Raw genomic sequence first — 18,670 nt, 5'->3', positions numbered from 1 at the left:
TATGCAACTGACCCCGCGCGAAAAAGACAAGCTGTTGGTGGCCATGGCCGCCATCATTGCCCGCAAGCGGCTTGAACGTGGCGTGAAGCTAAACCATCCCGAAGCGATTGCGCTTATTACCGATGCGGTTGTCGAAGGCGCACGCGATGGGCGCTCGGTCAGTGATCTGATGCAAGCGGGTGCCGAAGTGATCACGCGCGAGCAATGTATGGACGGCATCGCCGAGATGATTGTGGAAGTGCAAGTCGAGGCAACCTTTCCCGATGGCACCAAGCTGGTGACCGTCCACAACCCTATTCGATAATTCTCAGCAGGAGACATTCCATGAAATATCTTCCCTTCCTCGTTCTGTTCGCCTCTCCTGCCGTTGCCCATGAAGGTGCCCATGTGCATCCGCATGATGGCGGCATGTGGCTTGGTGTTGTCGCTGTTCTGGCGGGCGCGGCCTTGATTGCAGCAAAGGTGCGCAAATGATCCCCGGCGAGCTGTTCCCTGCCGAAGGGACATTGACATTGAACGAGGGCGCAGAGGTGATCACCTTGATGGTCGCCAATACGGGCGACCGTCCTGTGCAAGTTGGATCGCACTATCACTTTGCTGAAGCAAACCCTGGGCTTGAGTTTGATCGGGACGCGGCCCGCGGTTTGCGTCTCGACATCGCAGCCGGAACCGCGGTGCGCTTTGAACCGGGGCAGCGCCGCGAGGTGAACCTGATACCGATTTCAGGCGCGCGTCGGGTGTTTGGATTTAACGGTCAAGTGATGGGGGATCTCTGATGCCAGCAACAATCAAACGCTCCGATTATGCCGCGATGTTCGGCCCAACCACGGGTGACAAACTGCGTCTCGCGGATACGGATCTGATCATTGAGGTCGAACGCGACCTGACCACCTATGGTGAAGAAGTCAAATTTGGCGGCGGGAAAGTCATCCGCGACGGTATGGGGCAATCCCAGGTCACACGGGCCGAGGGTGCGGTCGATACGGTTATCACCAATGCGCTGATTGTTGATCACACCGGTGTTTACAAGGCGGATGTTGGTCTCAAATCCGGCCGCATTCACAAGATCGGCAAAGCGGGCAACCCAGACACACAGCCCGGCGTCGACGTCATCGTCGGCCCCGGCACAGAAGTGATCGCGGGCGAGGGGCGTATCCTGACGGCGGGCGGGTTTGACAGCCATATCCACTTCATTTGTCCCCAACAGATTGAAGACGCGTTGCATTCTGGCCTCACCACTATGCTGGGCGGCGGCACTGGTCCGGCCCATGGGACGCTGGCGACAACATGCACCCCCGGCCCATGGCATATTGGTCGGATGATGCAGGCGGCGGATGCTTTTCCGATGAACCTTGCCTTTGCGGGCAAGGGCAATGCGTCTCTGCCGGCTGCGCTTGAGGAACAGATCAAGGCTGGTGCCTGCGCGCTGAAATTGCATGAGGATTGGGGCACGACCCCGGCTGCGATTGATTGCTGTTTGACAGTTGCCGACGCCATGGATGTGCAGGTGATGATTCACACTGACACGCTGAACGAAAGCGGCTTTGTGGAACACACCGTCGGGGCGATGAAGGGGCGCACCATTCACGCCTTTCACACCGAAGGGGCGGGTGGTGGTCACGCGCCGGACATTATCAAAATCTGCGGAGAGGAGCATGTGCTCCCCAGCTCGACCAACCCGACACGCCCCTTCACGGTGAACACGGTCGAAGAGCATCTCGACATGCTGATGGTTTGCCATCACCTCGACAAATCCATCCCCGAGGATGTGGCCTTTGCCGAGAGCCGGATTCGCCGCGAAACAATTGCCGCCGAAGATATTCTGCACGACATGGGCGCGTTTTCGATTATCGCGAGTGACAGTCAGGCGATGGGCCGTGTTGGCGAAGTGCTGATCCGTACTTGGCAAACTGCTGATAAGATGAAGAAACAGCGCGGGCGTTTGGCGGATGAAACGGGCGAAAACGACAATTTCCGTGTGCGCCGCTATATTGCCAAATACACCATCAACCCGGCGATTGCGCATGGATTGGCGCATGAGATTGGGTCGATTGAAGAAGGCAAACGCGCCGATCTCGTGCTCTGGAACCCGGCGTTCTTTGGCGTAAAACCCGAAATGGTCTTGTTGGGGGGCACCATTGCCTGTGCGCAAATGGGTGATCCGAACGCTTCGATCCCAACGCCGCAGCCGGTCTATAGCCGCCCGATGTTTGGAGCCTATGGCCGGGCCGTTGAAAACTCGGCTGTGACCTTTGTATCCGAGGCGGCACAAGCGGACGGGATTGCACAGTCTTTGGGGTTGGCCAAACAGACTTTGGCGGTCAAAAACACCCGCGGCATTGGCAAGAAAGACCTCAAGCTAAACGATGCATTGCCCCATGTAGAGGTGAATCCTGAGACCTATGAGGTGCGCGCAGATGGCGAATTGCTCACCTGTGAACCCGCAACCGAGCTTCCGATGGCGCAGCGCTATTTTCTGTTCTAACCTTTTGCCCATTATACATGTTTAACGAGGGGGCAATGAAGGTGAACAGGGTTATTTATGGCCTAGCGGTGCTCGGCCTAACGGCGACAATCTGTCATGCGGATTGTCCGATCGCGGCTGATTTGGACAAGGGTATTCGGTTTCAAGGCGATGACGGCGCTATGGAAACGTTTGTGCAATGGACGGACGGAGTTGTGGCGTCAAACTATTCAGACCCGGACATGACGGGCATGCGTTCGATGCTCGGCCAAGGGGTCTATCTGCTTGAAATAATCGACGTGGAAGACGGACATTTGGTTCCTCATACGCGTTTGACCTTCGCGCATGAAATGGCGGCGTCGGCTATGCCAAAACCTGTTGCAGGCGGAGATTGGCGGGCCCAGACTTACAGTTGGGGGGGCTATGAAAACGGCATGGAAGTCGCGATCTATGCCTTTGGAGAGCAGGGCACGAAAACCTTTGGCAGCTGCAGTTATGACATGATCCCGATTGAGGTGAGTTTTGATCCAGCCGGGCGGATTGAACTGCTGAATTATCTCCCGGAACTGGGGCTTGCTTACGTTGTAGGGCTGGAAGAAAACGGCCAGTTGGATCGCTTTGATTATACCAGTATCGAAGCCGTTCGGTGATCTAAGCCGACCTAAGCAATGAACGGGTAACCGGAATGAAGAAAGAGAAGTAGACGTGAAAATGAGACCAATTTATCCGTTTGGTGCGAGTTCTCCCAAGACGTCGCCCACGACGTCGCCTATAACAACGAAGGGAAGCGCATCTCATGGCTTTTGTCGCCAATTGGCCTATTTCACGCGCCGTGGCACGTCTGTTTCACCCGGTGATCGACTTCGTCAAACGGACAATCGTCAACAGCAAAAATGCCCGTCATGCACAAGAGCTGGCGCTAAGCGACGCCGACCTGGCAGAACGCGGATTGCGTCGCCCGGATGTGGTCGATCGGCATTTCGGCGACCTGTTTTACAGCTGAAAACCGAATGGTGTGCAGCATGAGCGGCGCGGCGCTCCCCGTGGCGCAGGTTCTCTTGCGCAAAGGCGAATGGTCCGGTGCGACAGATACCGTGACCTTGGATTATGATGCGCGGTTTTTGCGACGCAAAAAGCTCACCTGTGATGGCGGTCTGAGTTTTGTCGTTGATCTGGGCAAGACCACATCCTTGGATGCGGGTGATGCGTTGCAACTGTCCGATGGCCAATTGGTTGAGGTGCGTGCTGCGGCTGAAAATGTGCTGGTCATCACAGGCAACCTACCGCGACTGGCATGGCATATCGGCAATCGTCACACGCCTTGTCAGGTCGAAACCACCCGGTTGTTGATCCAGCGTGATCCGGTGATCCGGCACATGCTTGAGCACCTGGAGGCCGAAATTACCGAAACCGTAGAACCGTTTACCCCCGAAGGCGGGGCCTATGGGCACGGACGCACCCACAGCCATGATCATGGGAACAGTGCCCACGATCATTCCAGCGGGCACAGCCACGATCCCAGCCATGGTCACGGGCACGAACACGACGGTCACACCCACGATCCCAACCATCATCACGGGCATTCTCATGAGCATTGACGGCAACCTGTTGACCCTGTCGCAATGGTTGTCTCCTGCCTTTCCGGTCGGGGCCTTTACCTATTCGCATGGGCTTGAGGCCGCGATTGAGGCAGGGTGGGTACATGATGTGGTCAGCCTGCAAAATTGGCTCGAGACGGTGCTGGACCAAGGGTCGGGGCGAAGTGATGCCATCTGGATTCGGTCTGCCATGTCGGACGACGCCAATCTGTCGGACTTGGATACATTGGCGCGCGCCTATTTACCAGCGGCGGAACGTTTGCGCGAGGCAGAGCGCCAAGGCGCGGCCTTTGTGAAAACAGTCAATGCGGTTTGGTATACGTCTTTTCCCGATCTGCTTTTGCCACTGGCCGTCGGGGCCGCCGCGCAAAGACAACGAATGGATGGTGATGCGGTTGTTGCGCTCTATCTCAATGCGTTTATTGGCAATCTCGTCTCGGCCGCGCAACGGTTGATGCCGCTTGGTCAAACCCCGGCTCAGCAGGTGGTTTCGGCGATGACACCGCTTTGTTTGCGTCTGACGGTAGCGACCCGCGGCGCAAGCCCGGATGACCTGTGGTCCAACGCTTTCTTGTCCGATATAGCCGCGATGAAACACGAAACTCTCCAACCAAGGCTGTTCCAATCATGACCCAGTTTAATGGCCCTTTGCGCATTGGGATCGGCGGCCCGGTCGGCGCTGGCAAAACCACGCTGACCGCCCGATTGGCCGAGAAGCTCAAGGATGATTACTCGATCGGGGTGATCACCAATGACATTTACACCCAAGAAGACGCCGAAGCGCTGATGCGGATGCAAATCCTGCCCTCGGATCGGGTGATCGGTGTTGAAACCGGCGGTTGCCCGCATACGGCGATCCGCGAAGATGCTTCGATCAATCTTGCCGCTGTCGCGCAGATGCAAGAGCGTCACCCAGAGGTGCAAATCGTTTTGATCGAAAGCGGTGGTGATAATCTCAGCGCCACGTTCAGCCCCGAACTGGCTGATTTGACGCTTTATGTCATTGATGTTGCCGCTGGCGAAGAGATTCCGCGCAAAGGCGGGCCGGCGATCACAAAATCCGATCTGTTGGTTATCAACAAGACCGATTTGGCCCCACATGTCGGGGCGAGTTTGGATGTGATGCGCGCCGATGCAACGGTGATGCGCGACGGACGGCCCTTTGTTTTCTCAGCCCTCCGGCACAGCAAAGGGGTTGAAGAGATCATAGGGCAGGTCAAGGATTTGGCTGGATTGTAAAGCGCCTAAAATCCGGGCAGGGTGAGCAGACATCAGCCCGGAGCCAACCGCATGCGCGCCTTTCTCGACCCTCGCCAAACCAAACATAACCCTCAGAGTTTTCTGGTTCTGGGCCAGCAGCGCGTGAGCCCCGAGCAACCAGAACGCATTACCCGGCTTAAAGCGGGGGCTGAGGCTGCTGGCTGTGTGTTTGAAGCACCAGAGGATGCCGGGATCGCACAGATTGCGGCGATCCATACCTCCGAATATCTGAGCTTTTTGCAGACGATCCATGGACGGTGGCAGGCGCTGGATGGGGCTTCGGATGAAGTGATCCCAAATATCCACGCGCGTGCGCGAACGGATAGCTATCCCACATCACCCGTGGGCCAGGCCGGGTATCATCAGGCCGATACCGCCTGCCCAATTGGGGCGCATACTTGGGACGCGGCCTATTGGTCGGCGCAAAGTGCGATTGGCGGGGCGCGGGCGTTGGGCGAAGAGGAGTGCGCCTATGTGCTGTCGCGCCCGCCGGGGCATCATGCCTATCACGATCAGGCCGGCGGTTTTTGCTTTCTCAACAATGCTGCCATCGCTGCGCAAGACCTCCAAGAGCAAGGCGCGCGGGTTGCGATTTTGGATGTCGATGTCCATCACGGGAACGGCACACAGGGCATTTTTGAGACCCGTAGCGATGTTTTGACCGTGTCCATTCATGCTGACCCAGACGCGTTTTATCCCTTTTACTGGGGGCATGCCCATGAGAGAGGCATTGGTGACGGGCTTGGGGCGAACTTGAATATTCCCCTGCCGCGAGGCACGCAGGATGATGCGTATCTAGAGGCTCTCGCCCATGCCCTGCAACGCATCCAGGGATTTGGCTGCGACGCGGTGGTCGTGGCTCTGGGGTTGGATACTTCGATTGATGATCCGTTTCAGGGCTTTGCCGTGACGGACCAAGGTTTTGCCCGGATCGGCGCGGCGATTGCCGCGATGGGCTTGCCGACGCTTTATGTTCAAGAGGGTGGATATATGTCCGATGCTTTGGGGCCGAACCTGACACAGGTTTTGATTGCCGCCCAAGGCTAGCCCGCATCGACTTGCATTTTGACGATCTGCACGGAACAAAGGGCCATGGCCAATCAAACCGAAATGATCCTGACGCGTGTTTTAGATGACATCGAACAAGGGGTTCTGACCCCTGGCAGTGCCATTGATGAAGATGCGCTTATTGAGGCATGCGGCGTGTCGCGCACACCGCTGCGCGAAGCAATGATCCGGCTTGAGGCTATGGGATTGATTGTCCGACTGCCGCGCAAAGGGGCGACGTTGTTCAAGCCAACACTTGAGCAATTTGTTGCGATTCTGGAAGTGCATGCCCAGCTTGAGGGGCAGGCGGCGGGGCTTGCTGCGCGGCGCATGTCTGGTGCTGATTTGGCGGTTTTGGAACAGGTCGTCGTGGATTGCGAAAAACATGCTGCGCAAAAAGGGGATGATGACCCCGACGGGTATTATCAGCTAAACCTAAGATTTCACGGAACAATCGCCGAAGGGTCGGGCAACCCTTTTTTGGTTGATATGATCAAGACCAACGCACGGAAGCTTCTGGCCTATTACCGAGCGCGCTATCAGTATGCCGGGGCGATTGCAGATTCAGCCGTTGAGCATCGCGCGCTTTTTGATTTGATCGCCGCGCGTAAATCGGATCAGGCTGCTGCCTTCATGACCCGGCATGTGCAATTTGACCAAGTCACCGCGATGGATTTATTGGCCGCTCTGGGTTGAGGGTTTGGCCTGTTCAAAGAACCGCGCAACCCAGCCCATAAATAACACGTTCTGCGCATGTGTTTTGAGACTATCGCGTGCGCGTTCAATCACATCTGCGGGCTTGCTCTCGGCGAGTTCCTCAACCAAAGCGGTGATGAATTCATGACTCATTTCCGGGTGGTATTGGCTACAGAAAATGTGATGTCCCATGGTGTAACCGCCCGTTTCACACCCGGCAGCGCGCAAAACCGGTCTGGCATTTTCCGGCAGTTTTGAAACCTGTTCGATATGCGCAGCATATTGGGTGAGCGATCCTGGTCCCATCCAGTCGGGAGGGGAGAGCGTCTCAACCTCTACGGTGCCAAATGCCCAGCCTTGCGGGTTTTTCGTGACCTCGCCCCCCAAAGCCAAAGCGATGGCCTGATGCCCAAAACAGGCTCCGAACAGTGGAAATCTATCGGCATGAGACCGGCGGATTACGTCGGACAAGCGCACCATCCATGGGGTTTGATCGTGCACCGAGGCCGGGCTGCCGGTGATGATTGCTCCGTCAAAAATGTCGAATGATTCGGGGAAAATGCCGTCCTTGACCGCGAAGACGTCCAGCTTCCAATCGGGGCGCACAGCGTGGATTGCACGGCACCACTTTTCCCCATCCAACGGATGAGATTGGGAAAAGTCGCTATCGTCGGTGTTGGTCATCAGAATAGCGAGCCGCATGATTTCCTCGTTTACATAATTTAATGCCACATATATATATTTATAATAATAGGAAACCACAATGCCAAATGGGAGGCGCACATGACAGTCTGGACGCCCAATGACGATGGCTTTGCCGATCTGTCGAGCCATGACAGTTTTACCAACGGTGCCCCTCAGAACACGTTTGCCCGGTTGCGCCGTGATGCTCCGCTGAGCTGGCAAGACTGGGAGGGTGGCAAAGGGTTTTGGAATGTCACCCGACAGGCCGACATTCTGGCGCTGAATAAGGACACCGCTTTGATGTCATCCGCCCGCGGTATTCGGATGGAGGATCAGAGCTATGAAGAATATCTGGCTCGTCGAACCTTTCAAGAAACCGACCCGCCCGAGCATATGAAAACGCGGATCAAGGTGGCCAAGGCGTTTTCTGCGCCTGTTGTGGCCGGTTTTGAACAGCAATTACGTGACCTGACCAACCAGATTTTGGATACGGCCCTTCAGTCGGAACATATTGATGGGACAAAGGAAATCGCCCGACAATTGCCGATGATGATGCTCGGTCGTATATTGGGTACCCCAGATGAAGACCTGCCGTGGCTGGTTGAAAAGGGCGACGCGCTGATTGCAAATACCGACCCGGATTTTACCGATCATGTGCTCGACAAAATGGACACGGATGCCTATCGGATGATGCCCTTTAATTCACCTGCCGGGGCGGAATTGTTTGATTATGCCAAACGGCTGATGGCAGAGAAAAACCGCACCGGAGACACCAAAGGTGTGCTGCATATGATTTTGCAGCCGGATCGGGACGGCAATGTCATGCCGGAAAATGAGTTCCGCAATTTCTTCTGTCTGTTGGTGGCGGCGGGAAATGATACGACGCGCTATTCTATCGCCGCCGGGCTGCAAGCGATGGCGCATCAGCCCGAGTTGCTGGGTCAAATGCAAAACAGCGACGTGTGGAAGACTGCCCCGGACGAAATCATCCGTTGGGCGACCCCGGCGCTGTATTTTCGTCGCACCGCAACGCGCGATTTTGAGATGCATGGGCAAAACGTGTCCGAAGGCGACAAAGTATTGTTCTGGTGGGCATCGGGCAACCGAGATGAGGCGGTGTTTGATGACCCGTTTCGTGTCAATCTGATGCGCGGGCCAAATCCACATGTCAGCTTTGGCCAAGGTGGGCCGCATGTGTGTTTGGGGATGCACTTGGCGCGTCTCGAAGTGCGGGTGATGTTTCAAGAGCTTGCCAAACGCATCTCGAGCATCGAACCTGACGGGGCGCAACAATTCCTGCGTTCAAACTTTGTCGGCGGGATAAAATCGCTGCCACTGCGGATACGCGCGGCCTAATCGGGCACCCACATGACCACACCGGGAGACTATACATGAAAGACCGACTCCGCCCCATGTGGTGCGATCACCTAAGTATTTTGCGCGGAAAATACCTTCCCGGCTCCAAAATTGGCGATGGTGAAACGCGGTTTTCGCAAACGGTTTTTGGAGTTCATTACGACAAAGATCTGCTCGACGCTCCGGGGGCCAAAATGATGGATGGCATGCCCGACATGGTCATGCGCTGGCGCGGGGATGAGATCCGCGATGGCTGGGAACGCAGTACCAAGATTGTGCTGGGTGATCTTTTTGATGGTGCAGGTGAGCCGCTTGGCCTTTGTCCACGTGGGGCGCTCAAACGGGCCGTTGCCGATTGGGGCAAACATGGGCTTGCCCCCAAGGTCGGGATTGAGCTGGAATGCTTTGCGCTGGTGACCAATGATCAGGGGCGCTTGGTGCCCTACGACACGCCGGGGGCGGTGGTCTATGGGACCGGGCCCTTTGCTGATCCGTTGCGGTTTACCGATGAAATTTGGGAACGTGCCGAAGAGCTTGGCTTTGACCTTGAGATGCTGACCGCAGAATATGACAGCCCGCAATTTGAGATGACCTTGCGGTTTGATGATGCTGTGAAGGCTGTGGACGACATCGTGTTGTTTCGCCAGATGGCGCGGGAAATTGCATTGGATCATGGGGTCGTTTTGTCGTTTTTGCCCAAACCTATTGCTGAGGCCGGCGGGTCAGGGATGCACATCAACTTTTCCTTTGCGGATGCGGATGGGCGCAATGCGCTTGATAATGGGCCGGTTGCCGGACCGGAGAACATGAACGATCTGGCACGCGGTGCGATTGCGGGATTGATGCATCATCACAAGGGGTTGGCCGGTTTGGTTGCCCCAACAGCGAACAGTTATCAACGCTTGCAGCCGGGGGCCTTGGCCGGGTATTGGCGCAATTGGGCCGGGGACCATCGCAATGTCACCACCCGAATATCGGTTGAAGGTGGCGCGAAAAGTCGACTTGAGCACCGCATGGCGGATGCATCAGCCAATCCATACACAGCAGTGGCGGCGGTTTTGCAGGCGGCGCGACTTGGGTTCGAAAACAACTATGACTTGCCCGCATATGAGATTGGCGATGGGTTCGAAAATACCGATGCCAAGGACGGCGTGGCGCTTGATCTGAAACGGGCGATGGATGATCTGGAAAAGGACCGTGCGCTTGGCGATGCGGTTGGGCGTTTGTTGGTCTATAATCACGTCTATATGAAACGCAAAGAGGTGCGCAAAACCCGTGATCTCGAAGGGGATCAGTTGCGCGATTTCTATGTCTATTATGTCTGAGGTGTTGCGATGAAAGTTACTTGGGAGCTGGCCGATGGCCAACGGATCGCAGCGGATGTTGCGGCGGGAGAGACGCTCAAGGATGCTGCTCTGGCTGCAAATGTCCCGGGTGTAAAAGGTGACTGCGGTGGGTTTCTAAGCTGTGCCACCTGCCATGTGGTCGTTGCCCCGGATTGGGTCACGGCCGCCGGGAGTGCCGAAGACACCGAAGATGACATGCTCGATATGACCGAGGCGGTGCGCGAAGCGGGATCACGCCTCTCGTGTCAGATTGTGATGTCGGATGTGCTGGATGGGATTGTGCTGCGCGTGCCTCAATAGGCAAAATGTGATACCCTCAGACGCAAGGTTCCTATGGGTAAGCTTTGGCAAAAGGGGGTATCATGCAGCTCGGGGCATTTTCGATTTCATTACCGGTCAAGGATTTGGCCGCGTCCAAAGCGTTTTACCAGGCACTGGGGTTCCAAAGCTTTGGCGGGTCAGAAGAGCACAACTATCTGATCATGAAAAACGGCGAGGTTTTGATCGGCCTGTTTCAAGGCATGTTCGAAAACGCCATGCTGACCTTTAACCCCGGTTGGGATCAATCCGCAGGCGCTGTTGACCCGTACGATGATGTTCATGGCATCAAAGCCGCGTTATTGGCCAAAGGGCTTGAAATTACGCAGGAAACCGGAGGCGATAGCGGACCGGCGAGCTTTGTCGTCACCGATCCGGATGGCAATCCGGTGTTGATAGATCAGCACCGGTGATCAAACGCCACTTAGAGCGACGCAAACCCCTTGTCCAACGCCGTTAAAATCACCTGCACGTCGTCCGATGTCAGCACCAAAGGAGGCGACAAAATGATGTTGGGGCCCGACACACGCACCATGGCACCAGCCTCATAGGTGACCTCTTGAACTTTGCTGATGCGCGGCTTGTCGATGGATGATTTTGTGGTGCGATCCGACACCAATTCCAATGCGCACATCAACCCATGGCCACCGCGCACATCGCCGATCACATCATATTTCTCGGCCAATGCTTGTAATCCGCCAAACAACTCAGCCCCGCGCGCAGCGGCGTTTTCGTTGACTTTCAAGCGTTTGGTTTCCTCCAAACAGGCAAGGGCCGCAGCAGCCCCCACCGGATGGCCCGAATAGGTATACCCATGGCCAATGGCGGCTTTGCCGGTTTCATCCTTCTCGAAGACCTGCGCGACGTGCTCGGCAATCATCAGAGCGCCGAATGGGAAATAGCCGTTTGTAATGGCTTTGGCAGTGCTCATCAGATCGGGTTGCACACCCCAATGACGCGAGCCAGTCCAACTGCCACTGCGGCCAAAGGCGGTAATCACCTCATCGGCAATGAGCAAAATGCCATGGCGGGTACAGATATCGCGCACGCCGGGCATAAAGCTTGGATGCGGGGGAATAACACCACCGGCCCCTAGGATGGGTTCCATAATCATGGCGGCGATCGTGCCGGCACCTTGAAAGGCGATCTCGTCTTCCATGGCTTGCAAGCAGAGCTGGGCCAACCGTTCGGGGTCTGTTTCATTGAACGGGTTGCGATAGGTGTAAGGGGCTGGAATGTGGAAACATCCGGCCATCAGCGGTTCATAAGCCGTGCGGAAATTAGCGTTGCCATTGACTGAGGCCCCACCAAAATGGGTGCCGTGATACCCTTTTTTGAGGCTGAGATACTTGGTCCGTCCGGGCTCGCCCTTGATCTTGTGATATTGCCGGGCAAGGCGCAGGGCGGTTTCCACACTGTCCGAGCCGCCCGAGGTGTAAAACGCGCGGGTTAACCCGTCTGGCTCAAAGAAGGTTCTGAGCTCTTCGCTCAGCTCAATCACACAATCATTGGTTGTTCCGCGAAAGATCGAATAATAAGGCAGGCGCTCAAGCTGATCTGCAATCGCCTTTTTGATCGGATCACAGCTAAAGCCCAAATTGACGTTCCAAAGACCGCCAACACCGTCGACGACGTCGTGGCCATCAACGTCGGTGATCCGCACGCCCGATGCACCGGTCACAATTGTGGGCGGATTCTTTTGGCTATCGGCAGGGTGCGCCATCGGATGCCAAAGCGAACGGGCATTGTTTTCTTTGAGAAAGTTCGAGGATTTCATCGGAGGTTCTCCTGTTCGAGACCAAGGAGGCGCAAGGCCTCGGAATAACTGGCAGCGGGGCGCGCAACGTCAAATTGCACGGTCGCCATCCCCACCGCCTGCGCGCCTTTTATGTTTCGTGCCTGATCGTCAACAAAAACGCAGGCCTGGGGAGGCAGGCCAAGAAGATCGAGACAGGCGGTATAGGCGCGCGGATCGGGTTTGAGAATGCCGGTATGGGTGGCGTCATGGATAACGTCAAAATCGGCAAGAAAGGGGAGCTTGCCGCGAAAGTCGGACCCATAAAACAGATCCAACTCATTGGAAAGGATGGCAAGTTTCAGGCCCGCTGCCTTGGTTCTAGCAATGGCTTCCAAGGCTTGGGGGCGGATGATTTTGGCGGGCTCTGCACCACGGGCTGCACGAACAAACTGGCTCATCTCGGTCCAGGTGTTGCCGGTCAATTGCGCGACCTCTTGGGTGCGCATCTGCCAATAGTCGCGCTCGGAAATTTCATCCGCCTGCATCTTTTGCCAAAGCGGATCGCTGTCGGGGGCAAACGGGCCACGCCAATCCAGCGTGCCCGGCTCAAGCCCAAGTGCGGCCTCGCTTAGGTCATGGGTTTCGAACAATGTGCGCGACACAACACCGCCAAAATCAAGCACAAGGGCGCGGGTCATATGGATACCTCTGGAAAGCCTGGCGGGGGGAAACCGCCCAAGGCGCGGGTGAGTTGCAATGTGTGGCTTTGAACAGTGTGCACAATCGTCTGGCGCAACGCATCGGTGACACGATTTTCCGGCGCGGCAATCGCCACTGCACCTATACATTTAGAAGCCGCATCAAATAGCGGAACAGCATGGGAACAAACGTCTTTTTCAAACCCGCCTGTTGAAACGGCATATCCGTTTTGCTTGATCTGGGGCAAAAGTTCACGGATGGCGGCGGCATCTGTGATTGTCTGATCGGTGCGGGCCTCAAGCGGAGCGGCGAGGGTGCGCTCGACCAGTTCGGGGGCACCAAAGGCCAAAACCGCATGGCCGGAACTGGTGGCGTGGAGCAATAAAACCTCGGCGTCTTCCATCCGAACGCTGATGCCATGCGCCTGCCCATAAGTGTATGACAGCGTTACCAGTTTGTCGCCTTCAAGAAGCGATAGATGCGCGGTTTCGCCCGTGATTTCGGACATCCGCTTCAACGCTTTGTGCGCCGTCTCTCGCATTGGGACATTATGTTCACGCAGGGCGGCAAAGCGCAAAAATGCAGGGCCAAGACGGTATTCGCGGCCCGATCCGACCTGCTCAACGAACCCGAAGTCTGACAATTCTGTCATCAGGCGAAAGGTCGTTGCTTTGTTAAAACCCGATAGGCGCGCCAAATCACTCAAGCCAATCTGCGGATTGGCGCGGCTGAAATAGCTAAGCAAAGACAGGGCTTTGGAGGGTGTTCCCATATGCGGGGCCTTTGTGTGACGTCAATTTTTAGGCCGACGCATCAAAGTTGCATTCGGCGAGTTTCTTTTTTGTTGACAGACTCGCAAGGCCTCTGTCAATCTAAAAAAGAACCAACGGTTCAATAAATGAACCGATCATAAGATGCGGAACACAGGGAGAAAGACATGATGACAAAGAGCCTGATGGGTGGGGCGCTGGCCCTTGCACTAACTGCGTTGACCGGAGCTGCGGCAGCAGAATATCCCGAAAAACCAGTGAGCTTTGTGGTCCCATGGCCTCCCGGTGATCTGGAAGATGTTTTGACCCGGATGATCGCCGAAGATTTCGCTGCCGAATACGGCATCGCAGCAGCTGTGGTTAACAAACCTGGCGGCGGAGGCGGCCCATTCCCCGGTGCGATTGATGTCGCAACAGCCGAGGCGGATGGCTACACGATCGGATCCTTTGTTCCGGCCGTTCCTGTGGTTGGCCATGAGATCGGCATCGACGAACTGGCCCCCGAGAAATTTGACCCTATCGGCATTTTCCTGACCTATCCCTTTGTTATCGCGACGAAAGGTGACGCGCCATATTCGACAATGGCTGAACTGGCAGAATACGCGAAATCAAATGAAGTGGCTCTGGGGCATTTTGGCGACGTGCTGACGCCGACCAAGGTAACCAAAGCTTTGGCGGTCAATATGGGCTTTGAATGGGGCTCAGACGCGGCATTTGACGCGCTGGATTGCAACACGCTCGCCTCAGGGGATGCGGATGTGATCAACACAACGTTGCAACTCGTTCTGCCGTGCCTGAATGACATCAAAGTGCTGACAGCCGTTACCGATGAACGTATTTCCATCATCCCGGATACGCCTTCTATCGGCGAAGTCGACGCAAGCTTGAATATCGCGCTATGGAACGGTCTGTTTGTTCACAAAGACACCCCGCAAGATGTGCGTGACAAGATTGCAGCGGTGGCACAGAAAACCGTGATGAGCGAACGTGCCCAAGCCGTTGCCGCTGAAACCGGGGCGTTGGTGTACTGGATGAATGCCGAAGACAGTGCCGCCCGGATTGAGGTCGACAAAACCACCGGCGCGCATATTGCGACCATCTTGGAATAATCCAATCCGCCGGGGCGACCCCATGTTGCCCCGGCCTTTGCCAAGGCCTTTCTTATGAGCGACGAATTCCTGGAAAGCGCGCGGGTTCCAAAGCGCGGGCAAATGATCTTTGCCATCGTGTTGGTGGTTGCGGCGGCGCTTCTGGCCTCTCAGCTTTGGGATCAAACCGTCTGGAGGAAGGGGAAACACCTGTTTTCCCAAGCCCGGTTTTGGCCTGCGGTTGGTGTCTTTGGGATGCTGGGCTTTGGGGCGCTCCATTTGCTTCATCTGCCGCGTCGCAAAGTGATCCGCGAAGACCGAGACGAGGCGCTGCGATGGGTGCTTGTCTGCGAATATGCGGTTTGGTTCATAGCCTATGTGTGGCTGGTTCCCTGGCTTGGCTACCTGCCGGTGACATTGGTGCTCGCTGTCGCATTGACGTGGCGCATGGGCTATCGCTCGCGCGGGATGATTGGTGCAGCCTTGTTGTTTGGCCTTGCCACGGTTTTGTTATTCAAGACTTTTTTGCAAGTCAAAATCCCCGGTGGTGCGATTTATGATATCTTCCCCGCTGCGATCCGCAACTTCTTGATCCTTTATCTCTAGGCCAGCATGACCGAACTTTTCACAGACTTTTTCGCCCAGGTTTCGGCCAGTGGCTCGCTTTTGGCGCGCTGGGACGTGGTGTTGGCTTTGCTGGTTGGCTCGGTCGGCGGCGTGCTGATCGGAGCCATTCCCGGCGTCGGCCCGGCGGTCGCCATCGCCATTTTGCTTCCTGCGACGTTTAGTATGGATCCGATTGTTGGCCTGACGGTGCTGCTCGGTATCTATGGCAGTTCGATGTATGGCGGGTCCATTCCTGCGATTTTGATCAACACACCCGGCACGGCGGTCAATGCCCTGACCACCTACGATGGCTTCCCAATGACGTCCCGAGGTGAGGCAAGACGCGCCCTGTCTCTGGCCTATTCGTCGTCGTTTTTCGGCGGCGTTTTTTCTGTCCTCTGCCTGATCATCTTGGCCCCGGTCCTGGCCAAGATCGCGCCAATGTTTGGATCACGCGAGATCTTCTTGGCGGCGCTCTTGGGGATCATTTTGGTGGTGACGGCCCATCGCCGTCAAAGTCTGATCGCGGCGGCATTGGCATGTTTTGGTATTTGGCTCAGCACCTTAGGCCTGCACGCGGCCACCTATTCCAAGGTCTATACCTTTGATCTAAGTTTCCTCAGCTCCGGCATTAACTTGATCGTTGTTGTGCTTGGATTGTTTGCCTTATCGCAAGCCTTTATTCTGCTTCAAGGAGAGGACGAAAAAATACGCCTCTCCAAAATGAAGGGCTCCTTTTTCCAAGGTTTTCGGGAACTTGCCCGTCATCCGCGGATCGCAGGTGTCTCAGCGAGCCTGGGTGTGATCATGGGGATGATTCCGGGTGTCGGTGAATTTACCGCCCAGTTCATGAGCTACGCCTACGCACAAAAATCCAGCAAACGACCCGAAGATTTTGGCCATGGGTCCTCCGAAGGCTTGATCGCTGCGGAAACCGCCAACAATGCGGTGCCCGGTGCTGCGATGATCCCGCTTTTGGCGCTTGGCATCCCCGGCGAGGCCTTGACCGCGATGATGCTGTCGGTGTTTTACGTTCACAATGTCACGCCCGGTCCGCAGCTCTTTCAGAACGACATGGACTTTGTTGTTGCTCTCTATTTGGCGCTTTTGTTGCTCAACATTCTGGTGGTTGCTTTCTTGCTTGTCTCCACCAATCAACTGGTCAAAGTCGTCAAAATCCCAAATCGTTTCCTTGGGATGGCCATTTTGGTCCTGAGCTTTGTTGGCGTCTATTCCCTGCGCAACAGTTTCTCGGATTGCGTGCTGGCAGTGGTATTTGGTCTCGTTGGTTATATCCTCAAACGGCTGCAACTGCCTGTTGTTCCGATCATCCTTGGGATGGTTTTGGGAAATATTATGGAGGTCAAATTGCGGTCCTCTATGGCGCGGGTAAAAACCCCGCTTGATTTCATCGATCGCCCGATTGCGGCGATCCTCTTTGGACTGATCCTTCTGGTTTTGATCCTGCATGCACGCCGGGTCTGGCTAGACTACAAACAAAAAAGGGCCAAGCGATGGTCGACCAATCACGCATCGACGCGCTTCGAGGCGCATCTGTCCCGCCGCAGAGACTTTTTATCGACGCAAAAAGCCAAGACGCTGAGGGCGCGCCGCTCGACGTATTCTCGCCCATCGACGGACGACAGTTAACCACACTCGCCGGGGCAACCGCGTCGGATGTGGATCGCGCTGTGGCGTCGGCCCGCGCGGCGTTTGAAGACGGTCGTTGGCGCCGCCAGCCCCCGGCAGCGCGCAAAAAGGTGCTGCACAAACTGGCTGATTTGATCCAAGAAAATGCCTTGGAGCTGGCGGTTTTGGGGGTGCGCGACAACGGCACCGAAATCGCTATGGCGCTCAAGGCTGAGCCGGGCTCGGCGGCGGGGACGTTTCGCTATTATGCTGAGGCGCTGGATAAAATCAGCGGCGAAATCGCTCCTACGGCTGAGAATGTGCTTGGGCTTGTGCACCGCGAACCCGTTGGGGTGGTCGGCGCGATTGTTCCGTGGAATTTCCCTTTGATGATTGGGGCTTGGAAGCTGGCTCCGGCATTGGCGGCGGGCAATTCAGTGGTCTTGAAACCGGCCGAAAGCGCATCCCTGTCTTTGCTCCGATTGGCGGAATTGGCGGTCGAAGCTGGCTTGCCTCCGGGGGTCTTGAACGTTGTCACCGGGTCAGGCGCGGTCACTGGCGAAGCCTTGGCATTGCATATGGATGTCGACATCCTTGTTTTTACCGGGTCGGGGGCAACGGGGCGGCGGCTGCTGCAATATTCGGCGCAATCCAATCTCAAGCGTTGCTATCTGGAACTCGGCGGCAAATCTCCGAATGTGGTTTTCGCAGATGCGCCAGATTTGGACATGGCAGCCAAAGCCGCCGCAAACGCGATTTTTCGCAATGCCGGGCAGGTCTGCGTCGCGGGATCACGCCTTTTGGTGCAGCGCGACATTCATGACGATTTCGTTGCCGCTGTTGCGCGTCACACAGCGGCTCTCAAGGTCGGGGACCCTTTGGATTTAGCGACCGGGATTGGCGCGGTGCATTCGCCTGATCAGCTTCGGGCGCATCTCAACTTTGTCACTGGCGCACAAGAGGATGGCGCGACCGTCGCCCTTGGCGGTAACCAAATTCTGCAAGACACGGGCGGTTGGTACATGGAGCCGACCCTCTTGACCGGTGTGAAACCGAGCGCGCGGATCGCTCAGCACGAGGTGTTTGGTCCGGTTCTGGCGGTCACACCGTTTGAGGACGAGGCCGATGCTGTGGCCAAAGCCAATGATAGCGTCTATGGCCTCGCCGCCGGTGTCTGGACGTCGAACCTCAGCCGTGCCCATCGCATGGTGCGCGAAATCCGCGCCGGGGTTGTCCATGTGAACACCTATGGCGGAGCCGATGGCACGGTGCCGTTGGGCGGGGTCAAACAATCTGGCAACGGGCACGATAAGTCTTTGCATGCCTTGGACAGATATCTCGACCTCAAAACCGCATGGATCAGCCTGTGAG

General features: G+C 56.3%; 23 protein-coding genes. 19 read left to right on the top strand and 4 right to left on the bottom strand.

Annotated features, from left to right (window positions below):
• The first annotated feature begins 1 nt into the window (after window position 1).
• The 11 genes from ACRBB0_RS17195 (at window position 2) to ACRBB0_RS17145 (ending at window position 7,065) form a co-directional block, all read left to right on the top strand.
• The gene (locus tag ACRBB0_RS17195; protein WP_431375679.1) at window positions 2-304 is read left to right on the top strand and encodes an urease subunit gamma; all 303 of its coding nucleotides are present in this window, start codon (window positions 2-4) and stop codon (window positions 302-304) included.
• A 20-nt stretch (window positions 305-324) separates the two neighbouring features.
• Window positions 325-474, top strand: a complete 150-nt coding sequence (locus tag ACRBB0_RS17190; protein WP_431375678.1) for a hypothetical protein — start codon at window positions 325-327, stop codon at window positions 472-474.
• Window positions 471-776, top strand: coding sequence for an urease subunit beta (locus ACRBB0_RS17185; protein WP_431375677.1), 306 nt, complete (start codon window positions 471-473; stop codon window positions 774-776). The genes ACRBB0_RS17190 and ACRBB0_RS17185 overlap by 4 nt, the downstream gene beginning before the upstream one ends.
• Window positions 776-2,485, top strand: a complete 1,710-nt coding sequence (gene ureC, locus ACRBB0_RS17180; protein WP_431375676.1) for an urease subunit alpha — start codon at window positions 776-778, stop codon at window positions 2,483-2,485. Before ACRBB0_RS17185 ends, ureC begins: the two co-directional genes overlap by 1 nt.
• Before the next feature lie 35 nt (window positions 2,486-2,520).
• A complete protein-coding gene (locus ACRBB0_RS17175; RefSeq protein ID WP_431375675.1) occupies window positions 2,521-3,114 on the top strand; it encodes a hypothetical protein in 594 nt (197 codons plus the stop codon).
• A gap of 146 nt (window positions 3,115-3,260) precedes the next feature.
• Complete coding sequence (locus tag ACRBB0_RS17170) at window positions 3,261-3,467, top strand: hypothetical protein (RefSeq protein WP_431375674.1); 207 nt, start codon at window positions 3,261-3,263, stop codon at window positions 3,465-3,467.
• Window positions 3,468-3,486: 19 nt separating this feature from the next.
• Complete coding sequence (locus ACRBB0_RS17165; RefSeq protein WP_431375673.1) at window positions 3,487-4,062, top strand: urease accessory protein UreE; 576 nt, start codon at window positions 3,487-3,489, stop codon at window positions 4,060-4,062.
• The gene (locus ACRBB0_RS17160; RefSeq protein ID WP_431375672.1) at window positions 4,052-4,693 is read left to right on the top strand and encodes an urease accessory protein UreF; all 642 of its coding nucleotides are present in this window, start codon (window positions 4,052-4,054) and stop codon (window positions 4,691-4,693) included. The genes ACRBB0_RS17165 and ACRBB0_RS17160 overlap by 11 nt, the downstream gene beginning before the upstream one ends.
• Entirely contained in the window at window positions 4,690-5,301 is a 612-nt protein-coding gene (gene ureG, locus ACRBB0_RS17155) for an urease accessory protein UreG (RefSeq protein ID WP_431375671.1), read from the top strand. Before ACRBB0_RS17160 ends, ureG begins: the two co-directional genes overlap by 4 nt.
• 51 nt (window positions 5,302-5,352) lie before the next feature.
• Window positions 5,353-6,369, top strand: coding sequence for a histone deacetylase family protein (locus tag ACRBB0_RS17150; RefSeq protein ID WP_431375670.1), 1,017 nt, complete (start codon window positions 5,353-5,355; stop codon window positions 6,367-6,369).
• Window positions 6,370-6,414: 45 nt separating this feature from the next.
• On the top strand, window positions 6,415-7,065 hold the full coding sequence (locus ACRBB0_RS17145) for a GntR family transcriptional regulator (RefSeq protein ID WP_431375669.1): 651 nt from the start codon (window positions 6,415-6,417) through the stop codon (window positions 7,063-7,065).
• Here the strand turns inward: ACRBB0_RS17145 and ACRBB0_RS17140 are convergent.
• Entirely contained in the window at window positions 7,045-7,767 is a 723-nt protein-coding gene (locus ACRBB0_RS17140; protein WP_431375668.1) for a type 1 glutamine amidotransferase, read from the bottom strand. The genes ACRBB0_RS17145 and ACRBB0_RS17140 overlap by 21 nt on opposite strands.
• Window positions 7,768-7,848: 81 nt before the next feature.
• Here ACRBB0_RS17140 and ACRBB0_RS17135 point away from each other — a divergent pair, with 81 nt between their 5' ends.
• The 4 genes from ACRBB0_RS17135 to ACRBB0_RS17120 all read left to right on the top strand — a co-directional run bounded on the left by ACRBB0_RS17135 (window position 7,849) and on the right by ACRBB0_RS17120 (window position 11,182).
• Window positions 7,849-9,105, top strand: a complete 1,257-nt coding sequence (locus tag ACRBB0_RS17135) for a cytochrome P450 (RefSeq protein ID WP_431375667.1) — start codon at window positions 7,849-7,851, stop codon at window positions 9,103-9,105.
• Between the two features lie 35 nt (window positions 9,106-9,140).
• Complete coding sequence (locus ACRBB0_RS17130; protein WP_431375666.1) at window positions 9,141-10,430, top strand: glutamine synthetase; 1,290 nt, start codon at window positions 9,141-9,143, stop codon at window positions 10,428-10,430.
• 9 nt (window positions 10,431-10,439) lie between these two features.
• The gene (locus tag ACRBB0_RS17125; RefSeq protein WP_431375665.1) at window positions 10,440-10,751 is read left to right on the top strand and encodes a 2Fe-2S iron-sulfur cluster-binding protein; all 312 of its coding nucleotides are present in this window, start codon (window positions 10,440-10,442) and stop codon (window positions 10,749-10,751) included.
• A gap of 62 nt (window positions 10,752-10,813) precedes the next feature.
• Complete coding sequence (locus ACRBB0_RS17120; protein ID WP_431375664.1) at window positions 10,814-11,182, top strand: VOC family protein; 369 nt, start codon at window positions 10,814-10,816, stop codon at window positions 11,180-11,182.
• Window positions 11,183-11,193: 11 nt separating this feature from the next.
• Here the strand turns inward: ACRBB0_RS17120 and ACRBB0_RS17115 are convergent, their stop codons facing one another.
• The 3 genes from ACRBB0_RS17115 to ACRBB0_RS17105 are packed head-to-tail and all read right to left on the bottom strand — an operon-like array spanning window position 11,194 to window position 13,978.
• Window positions 11,194-12,546, bottom strand: a complete 1,353-nt coding sequence (locus tag ACRBB0_RS17115; protein ID WP_431375663.1) for an aspartate aminotransferase family protein — start codon at window positions 12,544-12,546, stop codon at window positions 11,194-11,196.
• Window positions 12,543-13,205 carry an HAD-IA family hydrolase gene (locus tag ACRBB0_RS17110; RefSeq protein ID WP_431375662.1) on the bottom strand — a complete coding sequence of 221 codons (663 nt, stop codon included), beginning with the start codon at window positions 13,203-13,205 and terminating at the stop codon, window positions 12,543-12,545. The genes ACRBB0_RS17115 and ACRBB0_RS17110 overlap by 4 nt, the downstream gene beginning before the upstream one ends.
• Window positions 13,202-13,978, bottom strand: a complete 777-nt coding sequence (locus ACRBB0_RS17105) for an IclR family transcriptional regulator (protein ID WP_431375661.1) — start codon at window positions 13,976-13,978, stop codon at window positions 13,202-13,204. The genes ACRBB0_RS17110 and ACRBB0_RS17105 overlap by 4 nt, the downstream gene beginning before the upstream one ends.
• 165 nt (window positions 13,979-14,143) lie before the next feature.
• Between ACRBB0_RS17105 and ACRBB0_RS17100 the strand changes: the two genes are divergently transcribed.
• The 4 genes from ACRBB0_RS17100 to ACRBB0_RS17085 are packed head-to-tail and all read left to right on the top strand — an operon-like array spanning window position 14,144 to window position 18,669.
• A complete protein-coding gene (locus ACRBB0_RS17100; RefSeq protein WP_431375660.1) occupies window positions 14,144-15,085 on the top strand; it encodes a tripartite tricarboxylate transporter substrate-binding protein in 942 nt (313 codons plus the stop codon).
• A 54-nt stretch (window positions 15,086-15,139) separates the two neighbouring features.
• Window positions 15,140-15,670 carry a tripartite tricarboxylate transporter TctB family protein gene (locus tag ACRBB0_RS17095; protein WP_431375659.1) on the top strand — a complete coding sequence of 177 codons (531 nt, stop codon included), beginning with the start codon at window positions 15,140-15,142 and terminating at the stop codon, window positions 15,668-15,670.
• Window positions 15,671-15,676: 6 nt separating this feature from the next.
• Window positions 15,677-17,320 carry a tripartite tricarboxylate transporter permease gene (locus ACRBB0_RS17090; protein WP_431375658.1) on the top strand — a complete coding sequence of 548 codons (1,644 nt, stop codon included), beginning with the start codon at window positions 15,677-15,679 and terminating at the stop codon, window positions 17,318-17,320.
• Window positions 17,203-18,669, top strand: a complete 1,467-nt coding sequence (locus tag ACRBB0_RS17085; RefSeq protein WP_431375817.1) for an aldehyde dehydrogenase — start codon at window positions 17,203-17,205, stop codon at window positions 18,667-18,669. The genes ACRBB0_RS17090 and ACRBB0_RS17085 overlap by 118 nt, the downstream gene beginning before the upstream one ends.
• Window position 18,670 lies beyond the last annotated feature (1 nt).

Source organism: Pelagimonas sp., assembly GCF_050633425.1.
GTDB lineage: Bacteria > Pseudomonadota > Alphaproteobacteria > Rhodobacterales > Rhodobacteraceae > Pelagimonas.
This window is presented reverse-complemented; position numbering and strand designations above follow the sequence as displayed.

Bases quoted from the DNA above. Each gene is read 5' to 3' on its own strand.
- ACRBB0_RS17115 (WP_431375663.1), bottom strand. From the start codon at position 12,546: ATGAAATCCTCGAACTTTCTCAAAGAAAACAATGCCCGTTCGCTTTGG.
- ACRBB0_RS17110 (WP_431375662.1), bottom strand. From the start codon at position 13,205: ATGACCCGCGCCCTTGTGCTTGATTTTGGCGGTGTTGTGTCGCGCACA.
- ACRBB0_RS17100 (WP_431375660.1), top strand. From the start codon at position 14,144: ATGATGACAAAGAGCCTGATGGGTGGGGCGCTGGCCCTTGCACTAACT.
- ACRBB0_RS17170 (WP_431375674.1), top strand. From the start codon at position 3,261: ATGGCTTTTGTCGCCAATTGGCCTATTTCACGCGCCGTGGCACGTCTG.
- ACRBB0_RS17160 (WP_431375672.1), top strand. From the start codon at position 4,052: ATGAGCATTGACGGCAACCTGTTGACCCTGTCGCAATGGTTGTCTCCT.
- ACRBB0_RS17090 (WP_431375658.1), top strand. From the start codon at position 15,677: ATGACCGAACTTTTCACAGACTTTTTCGCCCAGGTTTCGGCCAGTGGC.
- ACRBB0_RS17125 (WP_431375665.1), top strand. From the start codon at position 10,440: ATGAAAGTTACTTGGGAGCTGGCCGATGGCCAACGGATCGCAGCGGAT.
- ureG (WP_431375671.1), top strand. From the start codon at position 4,690: ATGACCCAGTTTAATGGCCCTTTGCGCATTGGGATCGGCGGCCCGGTC.
- ACRBB0_RS17190 (WP_431375678.1), top strand. From the start codon at position 325: ATGAAATATCTTCCCTTCCTCGTTCTGTTCGCCTCTCCTGCCGTTGCC.
- ACRBB0_RS17175 (WP_431375675.1), top strand. From the start codon at position 2,521: ATGAAGGTGAACAGGGTTATTTATGGCCTAGCGGTGCTCGGCCTAACG.
- ACRBB0_RS17195 (WP_431375679.1), top strand. From the start codon at position 2: ATGCAACTGACCCCGCGCGAAAAAGACAAGCTGTTGGTGGCCATGGCC.
- ACRBB0_RS17165 (WP_431375673.1), top strand. From the start codon at position 3,487: ATGAGCGGCGCGGCGCTCCCCGTGGCGCAGGTTCTCTTGCGCAAAGGC.
- ACRBB0_RS17105 (WP_431375661.1), bottom strand. From the start codon at position 13,978: ATGGGAACACCCTCCAAAGCCCTGTCTTTGCTTAGCTATTTCAGCCGC.
- ACRBB0_RS17120 (WP_431375664.1), top strand. From the start codon at position 10,814: ATGCAGCTCGGGGCATTTTCGATTTCATTACCGGTCAAGGATTTGGCC.
- ACRBB0_RS17140 (WP_431375668.1), bottom strand. From the start codon at position 7,767: ATGCGGCTCGCTATTCTGATGACCAACACCGACGATAGCGACTTTTCC.
- ACRBB0_RS17130 (WP_431375666.1), top strand. From the start codon at position 9,141: ATGAAAGACCGACTCCGCCCCATGTGGTGCGATCACCTAAGTATTTTG.
- ACRBB0_RS17145 (WP_431375669.1), top strand. From the start codon at position 6,415: ATGGCCAATCAAACCGAAATGATCCTGACGCGTGTTTTAGATGACATC.
- ACRBB0_RS17185 (WP_431375677.1), top strand. From the start codon at position 471: ATGATCCCCGGCGAGCTGTTCCCTGCCGAAGGGACATTGACATTGAAC.
- ACRBB0_RS17095 (WP_431375659.1), top strand. From the start codon at position 15,140: ATGAGCGACGAATTCCTGGAAAGCGCGCGGGTTCCAAAGCGCGGGCAA.
- ACRBB0_RS17150 (WP_431375670.1), top strand. From the start codon at position 5,353: ATGCGCGCCTTTCTCGACCCTCGCCAAACCAAACATAACCCTCAGAGT.
- ACRBB0_RS17135 (WP_431375667.1), top strand. From the start codon at position 7,849: ATGACAGTCTGGACGCCCAATGACGATGGCTTTGCCGATCTGTCGAGC.
- ureC (WP_431375676.1), top strand. From the start codon at position 776: ATGCCAGCAACAATCAAACGCTCCGATTATGCCGCGATGTTCGGCCCA.